Below are 21663 nucleotides of genomic sequence, written 5' to 3'. Positions count from 1 at the left end.
GGGCCCGGCTGTCTGTCGCCGGCGCCAGCGGGTAGACTGGGCGCCTGCCTCCGGGAGCTTCGCCATGGGTTCGATCCTTTCCCTGCGCCACTACAGCCACGACCAGATCGTCCACAGCCATGACCATGCCCAATTGGTCCTGGGCCTCAGCGGCTGCCTCGACTTCGAGGTCGAGGGGCGCGGCAGCCGCGTGTTGCGGCAGACCTTCGCGGTGGTTCCGGCGCAAGCCCGGCATGCCTGCTCGAGTCCCTCCGGCAGCCGCTGCCTGGTCCTCGACCTGCCCTGCGACGGCAGCCTGCTGCTGGGCCTGGGCGAACACGCCGAAGCCGGCAGGCGGCTGTTCGAGCGACCGCAGGCGCTGTCGCTGACACCCGCCCAGGGCCAACTGGTGAACTGGCTGGCCAGCGGCCCGATCAACGACCCGGTGATCGCCCACCAGGGCGCCGGCCTGCTCCTCGCCAGCCTGGCCAGCGAGCGCCAGCCGCCGCGCCAGCAGCCCCGCCTGCCACTGGCCAGCCTCGACGCCTACCTCGACCGCCATGCCGCCCATCCGCTACAGGTAGCCGACCTGGCGCGGCTGGCCGGTCTTTCGGTGGCGCGCTTCCACAGCCTGTTCCTCGCCGAGACCGGACAGACGCCCATGGACTACGCGCGCAGCCGACGCCTGCACCAGGCCCACGAACTGTTGCTGGAGAGCAGCCTGGCGGTGGGCGAGATCGCCGCCCGGGTCGGCTACGCCTCGCAGAGCGCCTTCACCGCAGCGCTGGTCCGCGAGTTCGGCGTCACCCCGCGACAACTGCGTCGCGAGTCCCGCGACAAAACCGGCTAGCCGCACGACAGACAAATCCGTCACGACTCCTTACTCTCTGCCCATCGACAGAACAGGAGTCAGCATGGACATCATCGAATGGCAGGATTTCGAACGCGTCGAACTGCGCGTCGGCACCATCCTCAGCGCCGCTCCCAACCCCAAGGCACGCAAACCCGCCTATGTCCTCGAGGTCGACCTCGGACCGCTCGGCCTGCGCACCTCCAGCGCGCAACTGACCGCACACTACCAGGCCGAGCAACTGGTCGGACGCCAGGTCCTCTGCGTCTGCAACTTCGCTCCGAAGCAGATCGCCGGGGTGCGCTCGGAGGTCCTGGTCACCGGGGTCTACGATAGCGAGGACAAGGTGGTCCTGGCCGGCTTCGACAAGCCCCTGCCCAACGGTGCGCGCCTGGCCTGAAGGATCCCCATGAATCGACGTTCCGCCCTCGCCGCCCTGCACGGCGGCGCCCTCCTCTTCGGCCTGACCGGGGTGTTCGGCAAGCTGGCCAGCGCCTCCCCCGGGGTGATCGTGTTCGGTCGTGCGCTGTTCGCGGTGCTCGCCCTCGGCCTCTTCGCCCGCCTCGCGGGCCAGGCCTGGCGCGCCCTGGGACCCGCGCAATGGCTGCGCCTGGCGCTCTGCGGCCTGCTCCTGGCCGGCCACTGGGTGAGTTTCTTCATCGCCGTGAAGACCGCCGGCGTGGCCATCGCCACCCTCGGCTTCGCCAGCTTCCCGGCCTTCACGGTAATCCTCGAAGGGCTGCTCTTCCGCGAGCGCATTCATCTCGCGGAAGGACTGCTGGTGGTCCTGGTCAGCCTTGGCCTGGTGCTGGTCACGCCGAACTTCGACCTCGCCAGCGGCGCCACCCTCGGCCTGCTCTGGGCGATCCTTTCCGGCCTGCTGTTCGCCCTGCTGTCGCTGGCCAACCGTAGCAACAGCGGGCAGGTCGGCCCGGTGCAGGCGGCGCTCTGGCAGAACCTGGTAGTCGCCCTGTGCCTGCTGCCATTCGCGGTCGGCGAACTACCGGCGCTACCCGCTCTCGACTGGCTCTGGCTGGCCCTGCTGGGCGTCTTCTGCACCGGCCTGGCGCACAGCCTGTTCGTGGCCAGCCTGGCGGTGGTCAAGGCCCGCACCGCGGCACTGGTATTCGCCCTGGAGCCGGTCTACGGGATCGCCTTCGCCTGGCTGCTGTTCCATGAGACGCCGGGGCCGCGGATGTTCCTCGGCGGTGCCCTGATCATCCTCGCCATCGTGCTGTCGGCGCGCCTCGGTGCACGGGGCAGGAAAACCGCAGTCGGCGACGAACGAGGCGATCCCGAGCGCGCCTGAATCCGCCCCGGCCGTCACACCGGCAACCATCGAAAGTCCGCAGGGAATAAAAAAACCCGGTAGAACACGCGGGGGAAGGGGTTCGACCGGGTGCTGCGTCCAATCACCGGAGCGTTGGCAGAGGGACGCAAAGGGAGGTGTCGGTTTCCAGCGCCTGCCGCATCCGCTCACGGGCTCGCGCCAGGCCTTTCTCACGGAATTCCGGGCCCATGTTCATGCCCTCCGCGTGGATGAAGGTGACGTCGTGGATGCCGACGAAGCCCAGCACCTGGCGTAGATAGGGTTCCTGGTGATCGAGACCACCGCCGGCGTAGATCCCGCCGCGGGCGGTGAGAACGAAGGCGCGCTTGCCCTGTAGCAGGCCTTCCGGCCCTTGCTCGGCGTAACGGAAGGTCAGGCCGGCGCGCAGCACATGGTCGAACCAGCTCTTCAGGCTGCTGGGAATGGCGAAGTTGTACATCGGTGCCGCCAGCACCAGCACGTCCGCCATCCGCAACTCCTCGGTCAGGCGATTGGAACGCTCGAGGGCGCGCCTTTCCGCAGCGCTATGGCCATCACAGGGGGTGGTCCAGGCTCCCAGCAATAATTCATCGAGGTGCGGCAGCGGCTCGCGCGCCAGGTCGCGAACCTGGAAGCGATCAGCGGGATGCGCGATTTTCCAGTGGGAGATGAATTCCGCCGTCAGCAGGCGGGAAACCGAGCCCCGTTGGCGGGCACTGCTCTCGATAACCAGGACACGGGACATGACTCGACCTCCACCCACTGCGCTACAACGATGGAGGTGAGGGTAGAGAATGATTAATCGATTAAAAAGTTGAAAAAACCGCTGTTAAATATCGACCAGGTTGATTTATAAACAGGCACCACCTAGTCTTTCGGTGAGAGAACGCTCTATTTCGCGATCTTGCAGGTCAGCTTGATCCGCAACTTGATGATGTCGCGGCCGAACTGCGCGGTGAAGTTGCTGTTCTGCCCGGGCTGGATCACGCCCTTGCGCACTTTCGGGGTCTCCGGGCCGTTGCGGAACACCGCCGTGCACTCTGCCGCCTGGCCTCCCAGGTTGGTGAGAAGGATCGCGCCCATGTCGCGCCCGATGTCCTGGGTGCTGTAGGAGACCTCGGTGCCGTTGAGTTGCGGGTCGACCTCGATCGGATAGGCGAAAGCGGACAGGGGCAGCAGCGATAGTGCGAAACAGCAAAGCCTTTTCATGGCCGGACTCCCGGTAGCGACAGATGGAAAAATGGCAACACCCTGAAAACCACGGCATCCCGTACGTCAAGAGAATGGACAGCTACCCCGTACAGGACGCCGACGACACGATAAGCGAAGTCGCCCCTCCGGCGCACTCGTCATCGCCTGCCGGCCGCGGAAACGCCGGCGAGGCATCCCTGCATTCGAGGAGGCGGAAATGAAAGCGCCACGCGTAACCCTGGACCAATGGCGGACCCTGCAGGCGGTGGTCGACCACGGCGGCTTCGCCCAGGCCGCGGAAGCCCTGCACCGCTCGCAATCGTCGATCAGCTATACCGTGGCGCGCATGCAGGAACAGCTCGGCGTGCCGCTGCTGCGCATCGACGGACGCAAGGCGGTGCTGACCGAGGCCGGCGAAGTATTGCTGCGCCGTTCGCGGCAACTGGTCAAGCAGGCCGGGCAACTGGAGGAACTGGCGCACCACATGGAACAGGGCTGGGAACCCGAGGTGCGCCTGGTGGTGGACGCCGCCTACCCCACCGCGCGGATCGTCCGCTCGCTGTCCGCCTTCATGCCGCAGAGCCGCGGCTGTCGCGTGCTGCTGCGCGAGGAAGTGCTCTCCGGCGTCGAGGAAGCGCTGATCCAGGGCGCCGCCGACCTGGCGATCAGCGGCCTGATCATTCCCGGCCACCTCGGCGCCGACCTCAGCGTGGTCGAGTTCGTCGCCGTGGCCCACCCCGACCATCCGCTGCACCGCCTGCAACGCGAACTGACCCACCAGGACCTGGAAACCCAGATGCAGGTGGTGATCCGCGACAGCGGCCGGCTACAGCCGCGCGACCACGGCTGGCTGGGCGCCGAACAGCGCTGGACGGTGGGCAGCCTGGCTACCGCGGCGACCTTCGTCGGCAACGGCCTGGGCTTCGCCTGGCTGCCGCGACACATCATCGAGCGCGAACTGCAGAGTGGCCAGCTCAAGCCGCTGCCGCTGAGCCAGGGCGGCGTGCGGCAGAGCCGCTTCTACCTCTACACCAACAAGGAAAAGCCGCTCGGCCCGGCCAGCCAGATCCTCATGGAAATGCTCAAGTCGTTCGCCAACGTACCGCTCAACGCGCCCTTCGCGGCGCCCGAACCGGCCGCCGAGTGAACGCAGATGCCTGACTTCCAGCACCGCGACTGCACCCTCGTCTACGACGACCACCCCGGTCCCACCGAGCGCGCGCCGGTCCTGCTGCTGCACGGTCTCGGTTCGAGCGCCCGCGACTGGGAATACCAGTTGCCGGCCCTGCTGGGCCACTACCGCCTGCTGGTCCCGGACCTGCGCGGCCACGGCCGCTCCGGCAAGCCGCGCGGCGGCTACAGCATGGCCGGCTTCGCCGAGGACTGCGCGGCGCTGCTCGACCGGCTCGGCTGCGGCCCGGTACACCTGGTCGGCATCAGCATGGGCGGGATGATCGGCTTCCAGTTGGCCTGCGACCGACCCGACCTGCTGCGCAGCCTGACCATCGTCAACAGCACTCCGGAAGTCATCCCGCGCAAGCCTCGCGAACATCTGGAGGTGGCCAAGCGCAAGCTCCTCTCGCGCCTGCTCAGCCTGCGGACCATCGGCCGCGCCCTCGGCCGGCTGTTGTTTCCCAAGGCGGAACAGGCCGGGCTGCGAGAGAAGATCGAGGCGCGCTGGGCGGAGAACGACAAGCGCGCCTACCTGGCCAGCCTCGACGCGATCATCGGCTGGGGCGTGCAGGAACGATTGGCCGAGATCGCCTGTCCGACCCTGGTGATCAGCGCGGATCGCGACTACACGCCGGTATCGCTGAAGCAGGCCTATTGCGAGCGGATCGCCGACGCCCGCCTGGTGGTGGTGGAGGACTCCCGCCACGCCACGCCGATGGACCAACCCGAGATTTTCAACACCACCCTGCTCGGCTTCCTCGCCGATATCGATAAAACCAAGGAACAACCATGCTCAAACGTCTCCTGATCGCCGCCTGCACCCTGCTCTTCGCCGGTTCCCTGCTGGCCGCCACGCCTGCCGCCAAGCCGCACGTCCTGATCGCCACCAGCCTCGGCGAGATCGAGGTAGAACTCGATCCGGCCAAGGCGCCGATCAGCGTGAAGAACTTCCTCGAGTACGTCGACAGCGGCTACTACGACGGCACCCTGTTCCACCGCGTGATCCCGGGCTTCATGGTGCAGACCGGCGGCTTCAGCGCCGGCATGCAGGAGAAGAAGACCCGTGCACCGATCAAGAACGAGGCCGACAACGGCCTGCTCAACGAGCGCGGCACCCTCGCCATGGCCCGTACCGGAGTGGTCGATTCGGCCACCAGCCAGTTCTTCATCAACCTGACCGACAACGACTTCCTCAACCATGGTGCCCGCGACTTCGGCTATGCCGTGTTCGGCAAGGTGGTGCGTGGCATGGGCGTGGTCGACCAGATCGCCAAGGTTCCCACCACCCGCCGCAACGGCTTCGCCGACGTGCCGAGCGACGACGTGGTGATCCTGTCCGCCAAACGCCTCTGAGTCCAGCCGCAGGGGCTTGATCCGGCGGGCCCAGGACGGGCCCGCTCCAGAAGAGAGCCATCATGCTTTATCGTCGTTTCGAACGTCTGATCGACCCGTTCCGCAGTGCTTCCGAACGCATGCCGCCCAGCGAAGTGCTGCGTTTCTATGTCTACTTCCTGCGCCAGGTCTGGCCGGTGTTCCTGGCCCTGCTGGTGGTCGGCCTGATCGTCGCGCTGATCGAGGTGGCGCTGTTCAGCTACCTCGGCCGCATCGTCGATCTCGCCCAGAGCACGCCCAGCGCGGAGTTCTTCCGCGTGCACGCCAACGAACTGATCTGGATGGCGGTGGTGGCGCTGGTCCTGCGCCCGCTGTTCAACGCCCTGCACGACATGCTGGTGCACCAGAGCATCAACCCGAGCATGACCAACCTGATCCGCTGGCAGAACCACCGCTACGTGCTCAAGCAGAGCCTCGGCTTCTTCCAGAACGATTTCGCCGGGCGCATCGCCCAGCGCATCATGCAGACCGGCAACTCGTTGCGCGATTCGGCGGTGCAGGTGGTGGACGCCCTCTGGCACGTGCTGATCTATACCGTCAGCGCCCTGGTGCTGTTCGCCGAGGCCGACTGGCGCCTGATGATCCCTCTGGTGCTGTGGGTGTTCGCCTACGTCGGCGCCCTCGCCTACTTCGTTCCCCAGGTCAAGCGCCGCTCGGTGGAGGCCTCGGATTCGCGCTCGAAGCTGATGGGGCGGATCGTCGACGGCTACACCAACATCACCACGCTGAAGCTGTTCGCCCACACCCGCCAGGAAGAGGACTACGCCCGCGAAGCGATCGGCGACCAGACCCTCAAGTCGCAACGCGCCGGGCGCGTAGTGACCTCCATGGACGTGACCATCACGGTGATGAACGGCGTGCTGATCACCGGCACCACCGGCCTGGCCCTGTGGCTGTGGAGCCAGGAGCTGATCTCGGTGGGCGCCATCGCCCTGGCCACCGGGCTGGTGATCCGCATCAACAACATGTCCGGCTGGATCATGTGGGTGGTCGGCGGCATCTTCGAGAACATCGGCCAGGTCCAGGATGGCATGCAGACCATCGCCCTGCCGCGCAAGGTGGTCGACCGCGAGGACGCCCAGCCGCTGCGGGTAGAGCGCGGCGAGGTGGAGTTCGAGCACATCGCCTTCCACTACGGCAAGGGCAGCGGCGTGATCCAGGGTCTCGACCTGAAGGTCCGGCCCGGCGAGAAGATCGGCCTGGTCGGACCTTCCGGCGCCGGCAAGTCGACCCTGGTCAACCTGCTGCTGCGCCTGTACGACCTGGAGAGCGGACGCATCCTGGTCGATGGCCAGGACATCGCCGGGGTGACCCAGGAAAGCCTGCGCGCGCAGATCGGCATGGTCACCCAGGACACCTCGCTGTTGCACCGCTCGATCCGCGACAACCTGCTCTACGGCCGCCCCGGCGCCAGCGACGCGGAACTCATGGAAGCGGTGCGCAAGGCTCGCGCCGACGAGTTCATCCCGCTGCTCAGCGACGCCGAGGGCCGCCGCGGCTTCGACGCCCATGTCGGCGAACGCGGAGTGAAGCTCTCCGGCGGCCAGCGCCAGCGCATCGCCATCGCCCGGGTGCTGCTCAAGGACGCGCCGATCCTGATCCTCGACGAAGCGACCTCGGCGCTGGACTCGGAAGTCGAATCGGCGATCCAGGAAAGCCTGGAGACCCTGATGCAGGGCAAGACGGTGATCGCCATCGCCCACCGCCTGTCGACCATTGCGCGCATGGACCGCCTGGTGGTGCTGGACAAGGGCCACATCGCCGAAAGCGGCACGCATGCCGAGTTGCTCGCCCATGGCGGCCTCTATGCGCGCCTCTGGCAACACCAGACCGGCGGCTTCGTCGGCGTCGACTGAAGCCTCGGCACCGGGCGGCGGCTCGCGCCGCCCGGCCTGGGTGACCTTGTCAAAGGCTCTGCAACGGGCCTTTTCGCGGCAATCATCACCGCCGTCGATCTCGACTAGCACGCGCTTCGATTTTTTCCGCCAGCGAAACGGTGTTCTTATCGAACCCGTGCCCCGGCTCGATCCCGACGCCTGCCGCATCGTCCCCGTCCACCTGGCGTCGGCCACGGACGACCAAGGATGCCAGTGCTCGGTACCGGGGATTTCGCCCCATCGCTACGGAGAATCACAGAATGAAACTTGCCTCTGTCGTGTCCGCCGTCATCACCAGCCTCGCCCCCATGGCCTTCGCCCAGGACGTGGACAAGGACCCGGGCCGCGGCCTGCCGGTCGAGGAATACCACTACGGCATGCAACTGGACGTGAAGAATGTCCTGCACCGTACCGACAATTCGACCAGGACCGGCGTAGTGCCGGTGACCGTGGTCTACGAGGACCATAGCGGCGAGCTGCACAAGATCCGCTTCCTCGAATGGGGCGGCAGCACCAGCAACGGCTGAGCGGACGCCACGCCCTATCGTTCCGGCCCCCTTCAGGCCTGGCGGTAGGGCAACAGGCCGTGGGCCTCCTCGGCGTAGGCGCGCACACCCGCCCGCTCCTGTTCGAGGAACTGCGCCACGGCATCGCGCAGACCGGGATGCGCCAGGTAGTGCCAGGAGCGCGTCAGCACCGGCTCGAAACCGCGGATCAGCTTGTGTTCGCCCTGGGCGCCGGCGTCGAAGCGCGCCAGGCCGGCGCCGATGGCGAATTCCAGGCCCTGGTAGAAGCAGGTCTCGAAGTGCAGCCGGTCGAACTCGGCCAGGCATCCCCAGTAGCGCCCGTACAGGGTATCTCCAGCGACCAGGCTGAACGCCATCGCCACCGGCTTGCCACGCTGGTGGGCGAAGACCACACGGATCGCCTCCGGCATGCGCTCGGCCAGCAGGCCGAAGAACTCGCGGCTCAGGTAGGGATCGCGGTCGCGCACCAGGTAGGTGTTGGCGTAGCAGAGATAGACGAAATCCCACTCCAGTTCGGACAACTGGCCGCCTTCCCGCCATTCGAACTCGATGCCCTGTCCGCCGACCTGTTCGCGCTCCTTGCGCAGTTGCTTGCGCTTGCGCGAACTGAGGGCCTCGAGGAAGTCCTGGAAGTCCCGATAGCCGCGGTTGTGCCAGTGGTACTGGCAACCCAGGCGTTCGAGCCAACCGTCACGCGCGGCAAGCAAGGTGTCCGCCCGGGCGTCGGTGAAATTCACATGGATGCTCGACAGACCGCTCGCCTCGGCCTCCTCGCCAAGGGACGCGAGCAGCCCCTGCAACCCTTCGTCCTCGCCCAGCAGGCGCGCACCGGCGACCGGGGTGAAGGGCACCCCTACCAGCAGCTTCGGGTAGTAGCGGATACCGGCCCGCTGGCAGGCGTCGGCCCAGCTCCAGTCGAACACGTATTCGCCGTACGAGTGCGCCTTCACATAGGCCGGCAGCGCCGCGCACAGCCGCCCTTGCGGATCGCGCAGCACGCGATGAGCCGGGCGCCAGCCGGTAGCGGGCGTCACGCTGTGGCTGTCTTCCAGCGCGGACAGGAAAGCATGACGCAGGAATGGCTGGGCGGGAGGCAGCAAGGCGTCCCACTCGGCGGCGTCGATATCGGCAAGGGTGGCAAGCGTCTGGATCGGCATGCGCGCCAGTCTGGCGCGAGACGCAAGGCAAGTGAAGCCGGTCGATGGAAAAAAGCGCCCGGCGGACCCGCGATGAAACCGCCCTTCTCCAAGCGAAGGCTTCAATCCATCCTACGTAGAGCGCATAACGCCAACGGCGTTATCCGCCGATACCCCGCCGCAACGGCGGAGCGAAAGCTGGGAACCCTCCGCGTAGGGCGAATAACGCCGGAGGCGTTATCCGCCGATACCCGTCGGGACGGCGGACAACCACGACGGCATTCCCGATCGGGCCCTAGATCATGCCCAGCAGCAACAGGACCAACAGCACCACCAGCAATGCGCCGATGATCCCCGAGGGCCCGTAGCCCCAGTTGCGCGAATGAGGAAAGACCGGCAGGCCGCCGATCAGCAGCAGGATCAGGATGATCAGAAGAATCGTACCGAGACTCATGGGCGTCGCTCCTGTTCGGCTCATGGGGCAAAGGGCGGGAGATTCCGCCCTTGTAGTTCTCGACCCCCGCCGAGCAACGAAGATTCAATAAATCCGCGACCTCCAGCCTCAGTGGATGACCTTGGGCGCCGGCCCCTTGAGCAGACGCATGAACATCAGCGCCACCGCCTGGGCGTCGCCGAGGGCGGTGTGGCGACCGCTGACCGGCACATCCAGGGCCCGCGCCAGGGTGTCGAAGCGCAGGTCGATGTGTGCGTCGGGAAAATGCCGGCTGACCTTCCGGTGGTACAGCGACGAAATCTCGATGGAGGGGTTGTGCAACTGTCGGTCGAGGAGCTGGCGCAGGTGCCGGTTCAGCACGGCGACATCGAACGACAGATAGTAGCCCAGCAGCGGTCGGTCGCCGATGAACGCCAGCACCTGGCGCAGGGCCTGCTCCAGCTGCAACTGTCCCTCCAGGTCGGCGCGGCGCAGCTTGTGGATGCGGATCGACTCCGCATCCAGGCTCGGCGGCGGCTCGACGTAGAGTTCCAGGCGCTCGCCCATGACCAGTTTGCCGCGCCGCACCAGCACCGCGCCGATGCTGAGGATGTCGGCACGACGCGGGTCGAGGCTGGTGGTCTCGAGATCGAGGGAGATCACTTCCTCCGCCTCGACCGCCTCGTGCATCCACCAATACAGCCGGCGGCGCCAGCCCGGCCAGCGGCTGTCGGGCAACTTGACCATGGTGTTCATCGGGTCTCCAGGTGGAATTGACGGGCCACGCTCTGCTTGAACTTCTTCACCACATGCAGGCCGTAGCGCAGCATGTCGCGATCGTGGCGGCTCATGCCGCTGACGTCCAGGCCCTGCTGGCGACCGTCGCGTTGGCCGGCCAACTGGCGGGTCAGGCGCAGTTGCAGGAACAGCTCGAAAGACTCGCTAAGGTCGTCCGCCAGGCGTGCTTCGAGGACCTTGTGTCGCTTCAGCGCCTCGATCCGTGCCAGGGTCCCGCGGGTCTCCAGGCCTTCGCGCAGGGCCAGGGTGCGGATGCCGTGGACGATGGGGAAGATCCCGCCGCGCTTGAGATCGAGGCGGGCGTCCTGGGTTTTCAGCTGGCCGAGGAAGGTCAGCGGCGTATCGAATTGCAGGGCCGCCGCCGCGATATCCGCCAGCCAGCGCTCGCCGCCGTCGGCGAAACCGCGCAGTTGCCGACGCAACGGCTCGAACAGCTGCAGGTTGCCGGCCACCGGCCAGGCATCGGCCAGGATCGACAGGCGCAACAGCTGCTCCGGCTTGCCCTCCAGCAGCGTCCCGCGCAGCTCCGCCTGCCAGGCCGCCAGCGGCTTGCACCATTCCGGCCGACTGGCCATTACCCCTCCGGGACAGGGCGGATAACCGAACTCCAGCAAGGCCGCGCTGAAGCGCTGCATCATCGCCAGGGCCTGTTCCTGCGGCAGATCGTCGGCCAGGACCAGGGCATTGTCCTGGTCGGTCTTCAGCAACTGCTCGCCGCGTCCTTCGCTGCCCATCACCAGCAAGCAGCAGCGCCCGCGCAGGGTTGGCGGCAGCAACAATTCGAAAAGCCGTTCGAGCAATTGCTCGTTGAGCGCGCTGACCAGCTGCATGATGAAGCGCAGGCGGATACCGTTGCCGGCCAGGGTAGCGATCAGGGTGTCCAGGGTTTCCGCGCAGCGGCGCAGGTCGCCGAGGTCGTCGGCGCGGGCGATGCGCAGCGCCAGGACGTGGGAATGGGTGGAGAACAGGCTGAGCACCTGGGTCAGGTGCAACAGGCCGATCACCTGACCGTCCTCCGTGACCGCGACCCGCTCGATACGCTGGCGCGTCATGAGGATCATCGCGTCGAACAGGAAATCGCCCAGTTCGACGCTGGCCAGCGGACCATGGGCCAACGGCCCGATCGCCTCCAGCTCGCTGCGCCCGTCGCGGAAGTGCGCGCTCATGAGGTCGGTGCGGGTGACGATGCCGAGCTCGGGCCCGTCCCTCTCCAGCCGCACCAGCAGGGCATCGGCGCCGTGGCTCAATTGCAGGCGCGCGGCGTCGCCGAGGGACAGCGAGGCCTCCACCTCCAGCGCCGGCAGCAAGTGCTCGCGGGCGATGCGGGTAAGGATGAACTCGGCAAGGTTCTGCCCGTCGCGCTGGGCCAACTGGCGCTTGGCCGCCAGGTCGGCCTGGAAGAACCGGGCGAAACCCGGGTTCTCCCCGCACAACTGGTGGAAGCAACTGGCCGGCAGTTCGTAGACGATGCTTTCCTCGATCGCCAGGTAGCGATGCTTGCTGCTGCCGGAAAACAGCCCGCGGACGTCGAACAGGTCGTCCGCGGCGTACTGGGCGAACACTCGCCCGTCGTCGCCGCGCTCCTCGACCACGCCCTTGAGCAGGACGAACAGCCCGGGGACCGCCGAACCGGCCTCCAGCAAGGTTTCCCCCGGCGCGTAGTAGCCTACGCTGAGGGCCTGCTTGAGGGTCTCGCGCTGATGGGGACGCAACTGGTCGAAGGGCGGCGAGGCGAAGTTGAAACTGTCAGGCATGGCTCATCTCGCTGTAACCGGGACGCTGAAACGAAAGGCGGCGGACCGGAAATCCGGCCGCCGCCTCGGGCTACGTCTTCACGTAGCGCTTAGTGGGCCACCGCGCCAGAGGCGCCCAGGCCGGTCTGGGAACGGATGAACTGCGGGAAGAAGCGCGCCCGCTCCTCGTCGGCCGCCGCCGACTTGTCGGTGATGGAGAAGAACCAGATACCGACGAAGGCGACGATCATCGAGAACAGCGCCGGGTACTCGTACGGGTAGATGGCTTTCTCGTGGCCGAGGATCTGCACCCAGATGGTCGGGCCGAGGACCATCAGGCCCACCGCGGTGATCAGGCCCATCCAGCCGCCGATCATGGCGCCGCGGGTGGTCAGCTTCTTCCAGTACATGGAGAGCAGCAGCACCGGGAAGTTGCAGCTGGCGGCGATGGAGAAGGCCAGGCCGACCATGAAGGCGATGTTCTGCTTCTCGAAGAGGATGCCGAGCACGATGGCGACCACGCCCAGGGCCACGGTGGTCATCTTCGAGACCCGCAGCTCGTCCTTCTCGTTGGCCTTGCCGCCCTTGAACACGCTGGCGTACAGGTCATGGGAGACGGCCGAGGCCCCGGCCAGGGTCAGCCCGGCGACCACCGCGAGGATGGTGGCGAAGGCCACCGCCGAGATGAAGCCGAGGAACAGGCTGCCGCCCACCGCGTCGGCCAGGTGCACCGCCGCCATGTTGTTGCCGCCGATCAGGGCGCCGGTGGCGTCCTTGAAGTCCGGGTTGGTGCTGACCAGCAGGATCGCGCCGAAACCGATGATGAAGGTCAGGATGTAGAAGTAGCCGATGAAACCGGTGGCGTAGAACACGCTCTTGCGCGCTTCCTTGGCGTCGCTGACGGTGAAGAAGCGCATCAGGATGTGCGGCAGCCCGGCGGTGCCGAACATCAGCGCGAAGCCCAGGGAGAATGCCGAGATCGGATCCTTGACCAGGCCGCCCGGACTCATGATCGCCTCGCCCTTCGGATGCACCTTGATGGCTTCGGAGAACAGCGTGCTGACGTCGAAGTTGACGTGCTTGAGCACCATGATCGCCATGAACGAGGCGCCGGAGAGCAACAGCACGGCCTTGATGATCTGCACCCAGGTGGTCGCCAGCATGCCGCCGAACAGCACGTAGAGCACCATCAGGATGCCCACCAGGACCACCGCGACATGGTAGTTGAGGCCGAACAGCAGCTCGATCAGCTTGCCGGCGCCGACCATCTGCGCGATCAGGTAGAACGCCACCACCACCAGCGAGCCGCAGGCCGACAGGGTGCGGATCTGCTTCTGCTTGAGGCGGTAGGAGGCGACGTCGGCGAAGGTGTACTTGCCCAGGTTGCGCAGGCGCTCGGCGATGAGGAAGAGGATGATCGGCCAGCCGACCAGGAAGCCGATCGAGTAGATCAGGCCGTCGTAGCCGGAAGTGAAGACCAGCGCCGAAATACCCAGGAAGGATGCCGCCGACATGTAGTCGCCGGCGATCGCCAGGCCATTCTGGAAGCCGGTGATGCGGCCGCCTGCGGCATAGTAGTCGGCCGCCGAGCGGTTGCGCTTGGATGCCCAGTAGGTGATGCAGAGGGTCGCGCCGACGAAGGCGACGAACATGACGATGGCCGAGACGTTCAGCGGCTGGCGCTGCACGTCGCCGGTCAGCGCGTCGGCCCAGAGGGCCGGAGCGAAGGCCGCAAGACCGAGCGCGGCAAGGAGACGAGCGATCATTGCTGCGCCTCCTTGAGGATTTCCTGGTTCAGGCTGTCGAACTCGCCGTTGGCGCGACGCACGTACAGGCCGGTCAGGATGAACGCGGCAAGGATCAGTCCGACACCCATCGGGATGCCCCAGGTCACGGACGAATCGGGACTGATACGCGCGCCCAGCAGCTGCGGCTGGAAAGCGATCAGCAGGATGAATATCACGTAGAGGCCAAGCATGATCGAAGAAAGTATCCAGGCGAAACGCTCTCGCTTGGCCACCAACTCCTTGAAGCGCGGATTGGTATCAATCCGCTGGTAGATGCTGTCGTTCATTGTTTTTATCCTCACAGCGGGGTGACGCGGAATGTCGTCGATATCCACTGTAGGACGCTGGTGCAAGCGCTCCAGACGACTTTAGTCGTAGCGTTTCGCCAGCCGCTCTAGACCGGTATTCCCGGGCCTTCCGGCAGATTCCGGAGCCAGCCTTCGGCAAGGAAAAACGCCGTGCCCGGTTGCCCGGGCACGGCGTTCCCCGATCGAACCAGCCGTGCTACTGCACCCAGTCCTTGACCCGTCCCGGGTTGGCCGCCACCCACTGCTTCGCCGCATCCTCGGGTTTGGCGCCCTCCTGGATCGCCAGCATCACCTGGCCGACCTCGTTGCCATCCCTCCAGCCGAACTTCTTCAGGAACTCCCAGACCGGCTTGGCCTTGGCCTCCAGCGCCGGGTTGGCGACGGTGTCGACATGCTCGGTATCGCCATAGACCTTCTTCGGATCGTCGAGGAACTTCAGCTTCCACTTGGCGAACATCCAGTGCGGAATCCAGCCGGTCACCACCACCGGCTTCTTCTCGTTCTCGGCACGGGTCAGCTCGGCGATCATGCCGCTGCCGGAACTGGCCACCAGCTTGTAGTCGAGGCCATATTGCTTGATCGCCTCGTCGGTCTTGATCATCACCCCGGCGCCGGCATCGATACCCACCACGCGGCCGCCGAAAGCGTCCTTCTGCGCCTGGAGGTCGGCGATGCTGTTGGCGCTCACGTATTCGGGGACGATCAGGCCGATGCGTGCGTCCGGGTAGTTGATGGCAAGGTTGACCACCTTATCTTTCATCTTCTCGTAGTAGGCGCCGTGGGTGCCCGGCAGCCAGGCCGAGAGCATGGCATCGAGCTTGCCGCGCGCCACGCCCTGCCACATGATCCCCGCCGCCACCGGCATCAGCTTCACCTCGTAGCCGAGCTTCTCGCGGATCACCTCGGCGGCCACATGGGTGGTCGCCACGCTGTCCGACCAGCCGTCCACGTAACCGATGGTGATCACCGGCTTGTCCGCCGCGGCCGCCATCCCCACAGCCGCCGACATTGCCAGGCCCGCACTCCAGCACAACAGTCGTCGCATCATTCGCATCAGACGTACCCCTTGTTCTATGCCGACGGGGACGCTCCCCGGCGGTCGCGGCACTCTGCGGTGCCGCCGTCCATCATCGGCGCGCCCGGACGGCGGACTGCTCTGAGAACGACACCTATCGCACCCGATAACGACATGCCTCGAACTGCGCTGCGGCACGCTGCGGCACGCTGCGGATGTGCTCCGAGACAGTGCGATCGAAGCGCTCTATGCACTCGATTGGACAGGCCGATTTCCGCTTGGCCGAGCGCCTGGATAGGCTTTCGCCAAAGAGGAATGATTCTCGATCAAAGGAGAGCAGCCATGCTCAAGACCCTGACCTTCACCGTCATGCACTTCATCATCGCCTTCAGCGTGGCCTATGCGCTGACCGGCAGCATAGCGGTCGGCGGGCTGGTGGCGGCGGTCGAGCCGCTGTGCAACTCGGTCGGTTTCTACTTCCACGAGAAGATCTGGAAACGCTTCGAGAAAGACGGCGCGCCGCGCCCGGCTAGCGCCCATGGCTGGCTGCACCGCCACGCCTGAAGGGATATTCGCGAGGCACGGCAAGAGGCGGGAAAGACCGATTGGAACGCTGGCTGCAATAACCCACTGCACTACTGAGGCTTGCAGTTGTCATAGCGGCAGTATATTCACTCAGTACTTTTCCCTCGAAGGGATTCCCCCGATGCCCCACTTCCTCCGTTTCGCTGCCCTGCTCGGCGGCCTCGCCCTCGGTTGTGCCAATCTGGCGCAGGCCCGGGACGTGGACGCCGCGAGCTACGGCTATCCACTGACCAACCCGTTCGAGGCGACCATCGCCACCACGCCGCCGGAACTGCGTCCCGAGCTTCCGCACAGCGAGGACATCGACCAGAAGGACTACAGCCTGAAATTGCGCCCGGAGCGCGAGTTCGCCCTGCCGGACAACTTCTGGCCGGTGAAGAAGCTGCGCTACCGCCTGGCCCGCCAGGATCATGCGGCGCCGCTGATCTTCATCATTGCCGGGACTGGCGCCCACTACGCCAGCAGCTTCCCGGAATACCTGAAGAAGCTCTTCTACCAGGCCGGCTACCACGTGGTGCAGTTGTCCTCGCCGACCAGTTGGGACTTCATGGCCAGCGCCTCGCGCTTCGCCACACCGGGCTTTTCCAGCGACGACGCCGATGACCTGTACCGGGTGATGCAGGCGGTGCGCGCGCAGCAGCGCGACCTGCCGGTGACCGACTATTACCTCACCGGCTATAGCCTGGGGGCGCTGAACGCCGCGTTCGTCAGCCACCTCGACGAAAGCCGCCGGAGCTTCAACTTCAAGAAAGTGCTGCTGCTCAACCCACCGGTGAACCTCTACACCTCGGTGAGCAACCTCGACAAACTGGTGGAAACCCAGGTCAAGGGCATCACTGACTCGCGCACCTTCTACGAGGTGGTGCTGAGCAAGCTGACCCGCTACTTCCGGCAGAAAGGCTACGTCGACATCAACGACGCCATGCTCTACGACTTCCAGCAGTCAAAGCAACGCCTGAGCAACGAAGAAATGGCCATGCTGATCGGCACCTCGTTCCGCTTCTCCGCCGCCGACATCGCCTTCACCTCGGACCTGGTCAACCGTCGCGGCCTGATCACCCCGCCGAACTACCCGATCAACGAAGGCACCAGCCTGGAGCCCTTCTTCAAGCGCGCGCTACAGTGCGACTTCGAGTGCTACATGACCGAGCAACTGATCCCGATGTGGCGAGCCCGTTACGACGGCGGCAGCCTGACCCAACTGGTCAACCAGGTCAGCCTCTACAAGCTGCAGGACTATCTGCACGACAGCCCGAAGATCGCCGTGATGCACAACGCCGACGACGTCATCCTCGGCCCGGGCGACCTCGGCTTCCTCCGCCGAACCTTCGGCGAACGCCTGACCGTCTATCCCTATGGCGGTCACTGCGGCAACCTCAACTACAAGGTCAACGCGCAGGACATGCTGGACTTCTTCGCCACGCCCGCTGCCGGACAGACCCAGGTCGCCAGCGCGGCCCTCACCCAGCAGGCAGGAAACTGATCGATGAGCCGAACCGCACACTGGATGTTCGCCCTTCTGCTGAGCGCTGCCGCCAGCGCCCAGGCCGACGAGGCCGCCGCGCCGGCCGAACTGCCGCCACGCCAGCTCGACGGCGACGGTTTCAGCCGTCCACTGGACCAACTCAAGTTCAATCCTGGCCTGGATCAACGCGAATTCGAGCGCGCCACCCTCGACGCACTGAACATGTACGATCCCTGGGAATCCTGGAACCGCCGGGTCTACCACTTCAACTATCGCTTCGACGAGTGGGTGTTCCTGCCCGTGGTACGAGGCTACGAATACGTCACCCCGCACTTCGTCCGCAGCGGCGTGAGCAATTTCTTCGACAACCTCGGCGACGTGCCCAATCTGCTGAACAACCTCGCCCAATTGAAGGGCAAGGCGGCGATGGAAACCACCGCGCGGCTGCTGTTCAACACCACCTTCGGTGTGCTCGGCCTGTGGGACCCTGCGACCAGGATGGGCCTGCACAAGCGCAGCGAGGATTTCGGCCAGACCCTCGGCTTCTACGGCGTGGGCAGCGGCCCCTACCTGGTGCTGCCGATCCTCGGCCCGTCCAACCTGCGCGACACCGGCGGACTGGTGGTGGACTACGTCGGCGAATACCAGGTGAACTACCTCAACGTTCCCCAGGCCAGCGGCGACCACCCGGAGATCACCGCCCTGCGCGTGGTGGACAAGCGCTACAACACCAGCTTCCGCTACGGCCAGATGAATTCGCCGTTCGAGTACGAGAAACTGCGCTACATCTATACCGAGGCGCGCAAGCTGCAGATCGCCGAGTGAGACGAAGAACCGCCGCCCTGGTGCGGCGGTTTCTTTTTCTCAAAACAATCCAATAACTCGATAGGAATCACACAAAACTCGCATCCATATATCGAGCACAGAGGACTATCATCGAGCCATACACGAACCAGGAGGTTCCCATGACCCGCTACCGTGATGTCCTCGAACTGCATACCGGCCACCCCGCCTCCGATGGCGCCGGCGTCCGCCTGACCCGCGTGATCGGCGGCCCTTCCCCGGAACGCTTCGACCCGTTCCTGATGCTCGACCAGTTCGATACCCAGAACCCGGATGACTATGTCGCCGGTTTCCCTTCGCACCCGCACCGCGGCTTCGAGACCGTGACCTACATGCTCGAAGGGCGTATGCGCCACGAAGACCACCTCGGCAATCGCGGCCTGCTCAAGCCCGGCGGCGTACAGTGGATGACCGCCGCCCACGGCATCATCCACAGCGAGATGCCGGAACAGGTGGAAGGCGCGATGCGTGGCTTCCAGCTGTGGGTCAACCTGCCGGCGAAGAACAAGCTGGCCCCGGCCGGCTATCGCGATATCGAGCCGGAAGACGTGCCGCGCCTGGAAACCGCCGGAGGCGTGAAGGTCACGGTGATCGCCGGTCACTTCGACGACGGCCAGGCGCAGCAGATCGGCGCCGTGGAAAGGCCGGACACCGAGCCGCACTACTACGACCTGCAACTGCCTGCCGGCGGCCGCATCGCCCCGCGCCTGCCGGACGGCCATCGCGTGCTGCTGTACGTCTACGAAGGCAGCCTGACGGTGGAAGGCGAACGCCCGGTGGAAATCGCCACCAATCGCCTGGCTCGGCTGTCCGAAGAAGGGGAACTGAGCCTGCGCAGCGAAGCCGGCGCCCGGGTACTGGTGCTCGCCGGCAAGCCGTTGCGCGAGCCGATCGTCCAGTACGGTCCGTTCGTGATGAACAGCCGCGAGGAAATCGAGCAGGCGCTACGCGACTATCGCGACGGTGTCCTGGCCGTCTGAGCCGTGCGCGAGCCGCCCTTCGGGGCGGTTTTTTCCTTCCGCCTGTCCCGTCCTGAATAAGGTTTACCGCTCGATCCGCAGGAAGCGCTCCAGTTCCGCCCGCTTGCCCATCGCATCGTGGTAGCCCAGTTCGATCAGTTCGCTGCAATAGCCGCGCTCGAACAACAGGTAGCTCAATACCCCCGCCCCGCTGGCGCGGGTCGCTCCGGGACCGCGCAGGAAAAGCCGCAGCACCCGCGACAGCTCCCGGTAGTGCCGCGCGGCGATCTCGTCCAGCGGCCGGCTCGGCGACACCAGCAATACCTCCACCGGCTCCAGCCCACCCGCCTGGCGGCGCACCTCCGGCGCCACCAACTGGCCGATCTGGTTCATCCGCTGCAACTGCTCGATGTCGCCTTCCAGGCTGTCGATGAAGGTGCTGTTCAACAGGTGGGCGCCGATCTGCGCCAGGCTCGGCGGTCGGTCGGACGGCGGCAGGCCGGTCATGGCACTGTCGCCACCGGTGGCCGGGTTGCCGCTGACGCCGATCACCAGCACCCGCGTGGCGCCCAGGTGCAACGCCGGGCTGATGGGCGCCTGGGAACGCACCGCGCCGTCGCCGAAGTATTCGCGGTTGATCCGCACCGGCGGGAACAGCAGCGGGATCGCCGCGCTGGCCAGTAGGTGCCGAAGCTCCAGGCGGGTGGGAATGCCCAGGCGCCGATGGCGTACCCAGGGATCGATGGTCGCGCGCCCCTGGTAGAAGGTCACCGCCTGCCCCGACTCGTAGCCGAACGCGGTCACCGCCACCGCGCGCAACTGGCGCTGGCGCACCGCCGCATGAATCCCGGAAAAATCCAGCTCACGTGCCAGCAGCTCATGCAACGGCCGGTTGTCCAGCAACGCCACCGGCACCCGCCGCCCCAGGCCGAGCAGGCTATGGCCGAGGAAGCGCGAGGCCTGGCGGGTCACGCCCGGCCAGTCGCTGCGATAGACATGTTCGGTGCGGAATCCCTGCCAGACCGCGGTCAGGCGCTGGATCGCCTGGCGGAATTGCAGGGCGCCGCAAGCCAGGCCAACGGCGTTGATGGCGCCGGCGGAGGTACCGACGATGACCGGGAAAGGATTGCCGGCGCTGTCCGGCAGCAGGTCGGCGATGGCGGCCAGGACCCCGACCTGGTAGGCCGCGCGGGCGCCGCCCCCGGAAAGGATCAGGCCGGTGAGCGGCGGACGTGGGGCAAGGGGATCGGACACAGCGGGGCTTCCGTCATGAACTGCGGCGAGTATAGCCAGACCCCGCGCGCGTCCGGAATGCCCGTCCTCAGCGCTTGCGCCGTTTCGGATAGAGCTTGGCTTCGCCTGGCGGGCGGGTCTTGAAACGCCGGTGCGCCCACAGGTACTGCTCGGGCTGCTGGCGCACGCAGCGCTCGACCCACTGGTTGATCCGCAGGCAATCGGCTTCCTCGCTCTCGCCGGGGAAGTCCTCCAGCGGCGGGTGGATGGTCAGGCGATAACCGCTGCCATCGGCCAGGCGGCTCTGGGTGAACGGCAACACCCGCGCCCGGCCCAGGCGGGCGAACTTGGTGGTGGCGGTGACGGTGGCCGCCGGGATGCCGAACAGCGGCACGAACAGGCTCTGCTTGGCGCCGTAGTCCTGGTCCGGTGCGTACCAGATGGCGCGGCCGCCACGCAGCACCTTGAGCATCGAGCGCACGTCCTCGCGCTCGATGGCGGTGGCATCGAGGTTGTGCCGCTCGCGGCCACGGCGCTGGATGTAGTCGAACACCGGGTTGTCGTGCTCACGGTACATGCCGTCGATGGTGTGCACCTGGCCGAGCAGCGCCGCGCCGATCTCCAGGGTGGTGAAATGCAGGGCCATGAGGATCACCCCCTCGCCCTGCGCCTGGGCCTCGCGCAGATGCTCCAGGCCTTCTATATGGGCAAGACGGGCCAGGCGCGCCTTCGGCCACCACCAGCTCATGGCCATCTCGAAGAAGGCGATGCCGCTGGAGGCGAAGTTCTCCTTCAGCAGACGCTCGCGTTCGGCAGGCGACTTTTCCGGAAAGCACAGTTCGAGGTTGCGCGCGGCAATCTCGCGGCGCGAGCCGACCAAGCGGTACATCAGCGCCCCCAGGCCACGGCCGAGCATCAGCAGGACGGGATACGGCAACTGCACCACCAGCCAGAGCAGCCCCAGGCCGAACCAGAGCGGCCAGTAGCGGGGATGGAGGAAAGCGCTGGAGAAACGGGGGCGATCCATGGACGGTTCCGACGACGATCAAAGCCCGCCATTCTACCCTGCC

General features: G+C 66.1%; 23 protein-coding genes. 12 read left to right on the top strand and 11 right to left on the bottom strand.

Translation table 11 applies throughout. The features are described 5' to 3' along the window. Positions 1-64: 64 nt before the first annotated feature. The 3 genes from AC1RB9_RS08885 to AC1RB9_RS08875 all read left to right on the top strand — a co-directional run bounded on the left by AC1RB9_RS08885 (position 65) and on the right by AC1RB9_RS08875 (position 2138). Complete coding sequence (locus tag AC1RB9_RS08885; protein ID WP_003114816.1) at positions 65-829, top strand: helix-turn-helix domain-containing protein; 765 nt, start codon at positions 65-67, stop codon at positions 827-829. Positions 830-893: 64 nt separating this feature from the next. Beyond that, on the top strand, positions 894-1229 hold the full coding sequence (locus AC1RB9_RS08880) for a tRNA-binding protein (protein WP_003109191.1): 336 nt from the start codon (positions 894-896) through the stop codon (positions 1227-1229). Positions 1230-1238: 9 nt separating this feature from the next. Next, positions 1239-2138 (top strand): DMT family transporter, encoded by a 900-nt coding sequence (locus AC1RB9_RS08875; RefSeq protein WP_003116401.1) that lies wholly within the window; start codon positions 1239-1241, stop codon positions 2136-2138. Between the two features lie 103 nt (positions 2139-2241). Here AC1RB9_RS08875 and azoR3 read toward each other — a convergent pair whose 3' ends face one another. Next, complete coding sequence (azoR3, locus tag AC1RB9_RS08870; RefSeq protein ID WP_003114814.1) at positions 2242-2883, bottom strand: FMN-dependent NADH-azoreductase AzoR3; 642 nt, start codon at positions 2881-2883, stop codon at positions 2242-2244. 146 nt (positions 2884-3029) lie between these two features. After that, positions 3030-3347, bottom strand: a complete 318-nt coding sequence (locus AC1RB9_RS08865; RefSeq protein ID WP_003091533.1) for a hypothetical protein — start codon at positions 3345-3347, stop codon at positions 3030-3032. A gap of 199 nt (positions 3348-3546) precedes the next feature. Between AC1RB9_RS08865 and AC1RB9_RS08860 the strand changes: the two genes are divergently transcribed. The 5 genes from AC1RB9_RS08860 to AC1RB9_RS08840 all read left to right on the top strand — a co-directional run bounded on the left by AC1RB9_RS08860 (position 3547) and on the right by AC1RB9_RS08840 (position 8298). Next, positions 3547-4476, top strand: a complete 930-nt coding sequence (locus AC1RB9_RS08860) for a PA3225 family LysR-type transcriptional regulator (RefSeq protein WP_003091534.1) — start codon at positions 3547-3549, stop codon at positions 4474-4476. A gap of 6 nt (positions 4477-4482) precedes the next feature. Further along, positions 4483-5310, top strand: a complete 828-nt coding sequence (locus tag AC1RB9_RS08855; RefSeq protein ID WP_003119699.1) for an alpha/beta fold hydrolase — start codon at positions 4483-4485, stop codon at positions 5308-5310. Next, complete coding sequence (gene ppiA / locus AC1RB9_RS08850) at positions 5292-5855, top strand: peptidylprolyl isomerase PpiA (RefSeq protein WP_003114812.1); 564 nt, start codon at positions 5292-5294, stop codon at positions 5853-5855. Before AC1RB9_RS08855 ends, ppiA begins: the two co-directional genes overlap by 19 nt. Before the next feature lie 62 nt (positions 5856-5917). Further along, the gene (locus AC1RB9_RS08845; RefSeq protein ID WP_003109184.1) at positions 5918-7750 is read left to right on the top strand and encodes an ABC transporter ATP-binding protein; all 1833 of its coding nucleotides are present in this window, start codon (positions 5918-5920) and stop codon (positions 7748-7750) included. A gap of 281 nt (positions 7751-8031) precedes the next feature. Then, positions 8032-8298, top strand: a complete 267-nt coding sequence (locus AC1RB9_RS08840) for a DUF2790 domain-containing protein (RefSeq protein ID WP_003091540.1) — start codon at positions 8032-8034, stop codon at positions 8296-8298. Between the two features lie 32 nt (positions 8299-8330). Here the strand turns inward: AC1RB9_RS08840 and AC1RB9_RS08835 are convergent, their stop codons facing one another. The 7 genes from AC1RB9_RS08835 to AC1RB9_RS08805 form a co-directional block, all read right to left on the bottom strand. Further along, positions 8331-9455, bottom strand: a complete 1125-nt coding sequence (locus tag AC1RB9_RS08835; RefSeq protein ID WP_003114811.1) for a GNAT family N-acetyltransferase — start codon at positions 9453-9455, stop codon at positions 8331-8333. Between the two features lie 274 nt (positions 9456-9729). Further along, positions 9730-9888, bottom strand: a complete 159-nt coding sequence (locus AC1RB9_RS08830; protein ID WP_003109182.1) for a DUF3309 family protein — start codon at positions 9886-9888, stop codon at positions 9730-9732. A 108-nt stretch (positions 9889-9996) separates the two neighbouring features. Continuing rightward, complete coding sequence (locus AC1RB9_RS08825; protein WP_003114810.1) at positions 9997-10623, bottom strand: 3'-5' exonuclease; 627 nt, start codon at positions 10621-10623, stop codon at positions 9997-9999. Then, positions 10620-12419: a CBS domain-containing protein gene (locus AC1RB9_RS08820; protein ID WP_003116398.1), complete on the bottom strand. Its 1800-nt coding sequence runs from the start codon at positions 12417-12419 to the stop codon at positions 10620-10622. The genes AC1RB9_RS08825 and AC1RB9_RS08820 overlap by 4 nt, the downstream gene beginning before the upstream one ends. Before the next feature lie 89 nt (positions 12420-12508). Then, on the bottom strand, positions 12509-14164 hold the full coding sequence (locus AC1RB9_RS08815; RefSeq protein WP_003091546.1) for a cation acetate symporter: 1656 nt from the start codon (positions 14162-14164) through the stop codon (positions 12509-12511). Beyond that, positions 14161-14472 (bottom strand): DUF485 domain-containing protein, encoded by a 312-nt coding sequence (locus tag AC1RB9_RS08810; protein ID WP_003091547.1) that lies wholly within the window; start codon positions 14470-14472, stop codon positions 14161-14163. The genes AC1RB9_RS08815 and AC1RB9_RS08810 overlap by 4 nt, the downstream gene beginning before the upstream one ends. Before the next feature lie 217 nt (positions 14473-14689). Next, positions 14690-15547, bottom strand: coding sequence for a glycine betaine ABC transporter substrate-binding protein (locus AC1RB9_RS08805; RefSeq protein ID WP_003452840.1), 858 nt, complete (start codon positions 15545-15547; stop codon positions 14690-14692). 303 nt (positions 15548-15850) lie between these two features. On the opposite strand from AC1RB9_RS08805, the gene AC1RB9_RS08800 reads away from it, so the two are divergent. The 4 genes from AC1RB9_RS08800 (at position 15851) to AC1RB9_RS08785 (ending at position 19381) form a co-directional block, all read left to right on the top strand. Further along, positions 15851-16072 (top strand): DUF2061 domain-containing protein, encoded by a 222-nt coding sequence (locus AC1RB9_RS08800; RefSeq protein WP_003091551.1) that lies wholly within the window; start codon positions 15851-15853, stop codon positions 16070-16072. Between the two features lie 142 nt (positions 16073-16214). Then, the gene (locus tag AC1RB9_RS08795; protein ID WP_003114807.1) at positions 16215-17576 is read left to right on the top strand and encodes an alpha/beta fold hydrolase family protein; all 1362 of its coding nucleotides are present in this window, start codon (positions 16215-16217) and stop codon (positions 17574-17576) included. Positions 17577-17579: 3 nt separating this feature from the next. Beyond that, positions 17580-18383, top strand: coding sequence for an MlaA family lipoprotein (locus AC1RB9_RS08790; protein ID WP_003114806.1), 804 nt, complete (start codon positions 17580-17582; stop codon positions 18381-18383). Between the two features lie 140 nt (positions 18384-18523). Further along, positions 18524-19381 carry a pirin family protein gene (locus AC1RB9_RS08785; RefSeq protein ID WP_003452844.1) on the top strand — a complete coding sequence of 286 codons (858 nt, stop codon included), beginning with the start codon at positions 18524-18526 and terminating at the stop codon, positions 19379-19381. Positions 19382-19444: 63 nt separating this feature from the next. On the opposite strand, the gene AC1RB9_RS08780 is transcribed toward AC1RB9_RS08785, so the two are convergent. Both AC1RB9_RS08780 and AC1RB9_RS08775 read right to left on the bottom strand, forming a co-directional pair. After that, positions 19445-20614, bottom strand: coding sequence for a patatin-like phospholipase family protein (locus AC1RB9_RS08780; RefSeq protein ID WP_003091575.1), 1170 nt, complete (start codon positions 20612-20614; stop codon positions 19445-19447). A 67-nt stretch (positions 20615-20681) separates the two neighbouring features. Beyond that, the gene (locus AC1RB9_RS08775) at positions 20682-21620 is read right to left on the bottom strand and encodes a lipid A biosynthesis lauroyl acyltransferase (RefSeq protein WP_003158335.1); all 939 of its coding nucleotides are present in this window, start codon (positions 21618-21620) and stop codon (positions 20682-20684) included. Positions 21621-21663: the final 43 nt, after the last annotated feature.

Source organism: Pseudomonas sp. 20-5 (assembly GCF_056782835.1).
The sequence above is the reverse complement of the archived record's forward strand: the minus strand, read 5'-3'. Positions and strand labels throughout refer to the sequence as shown.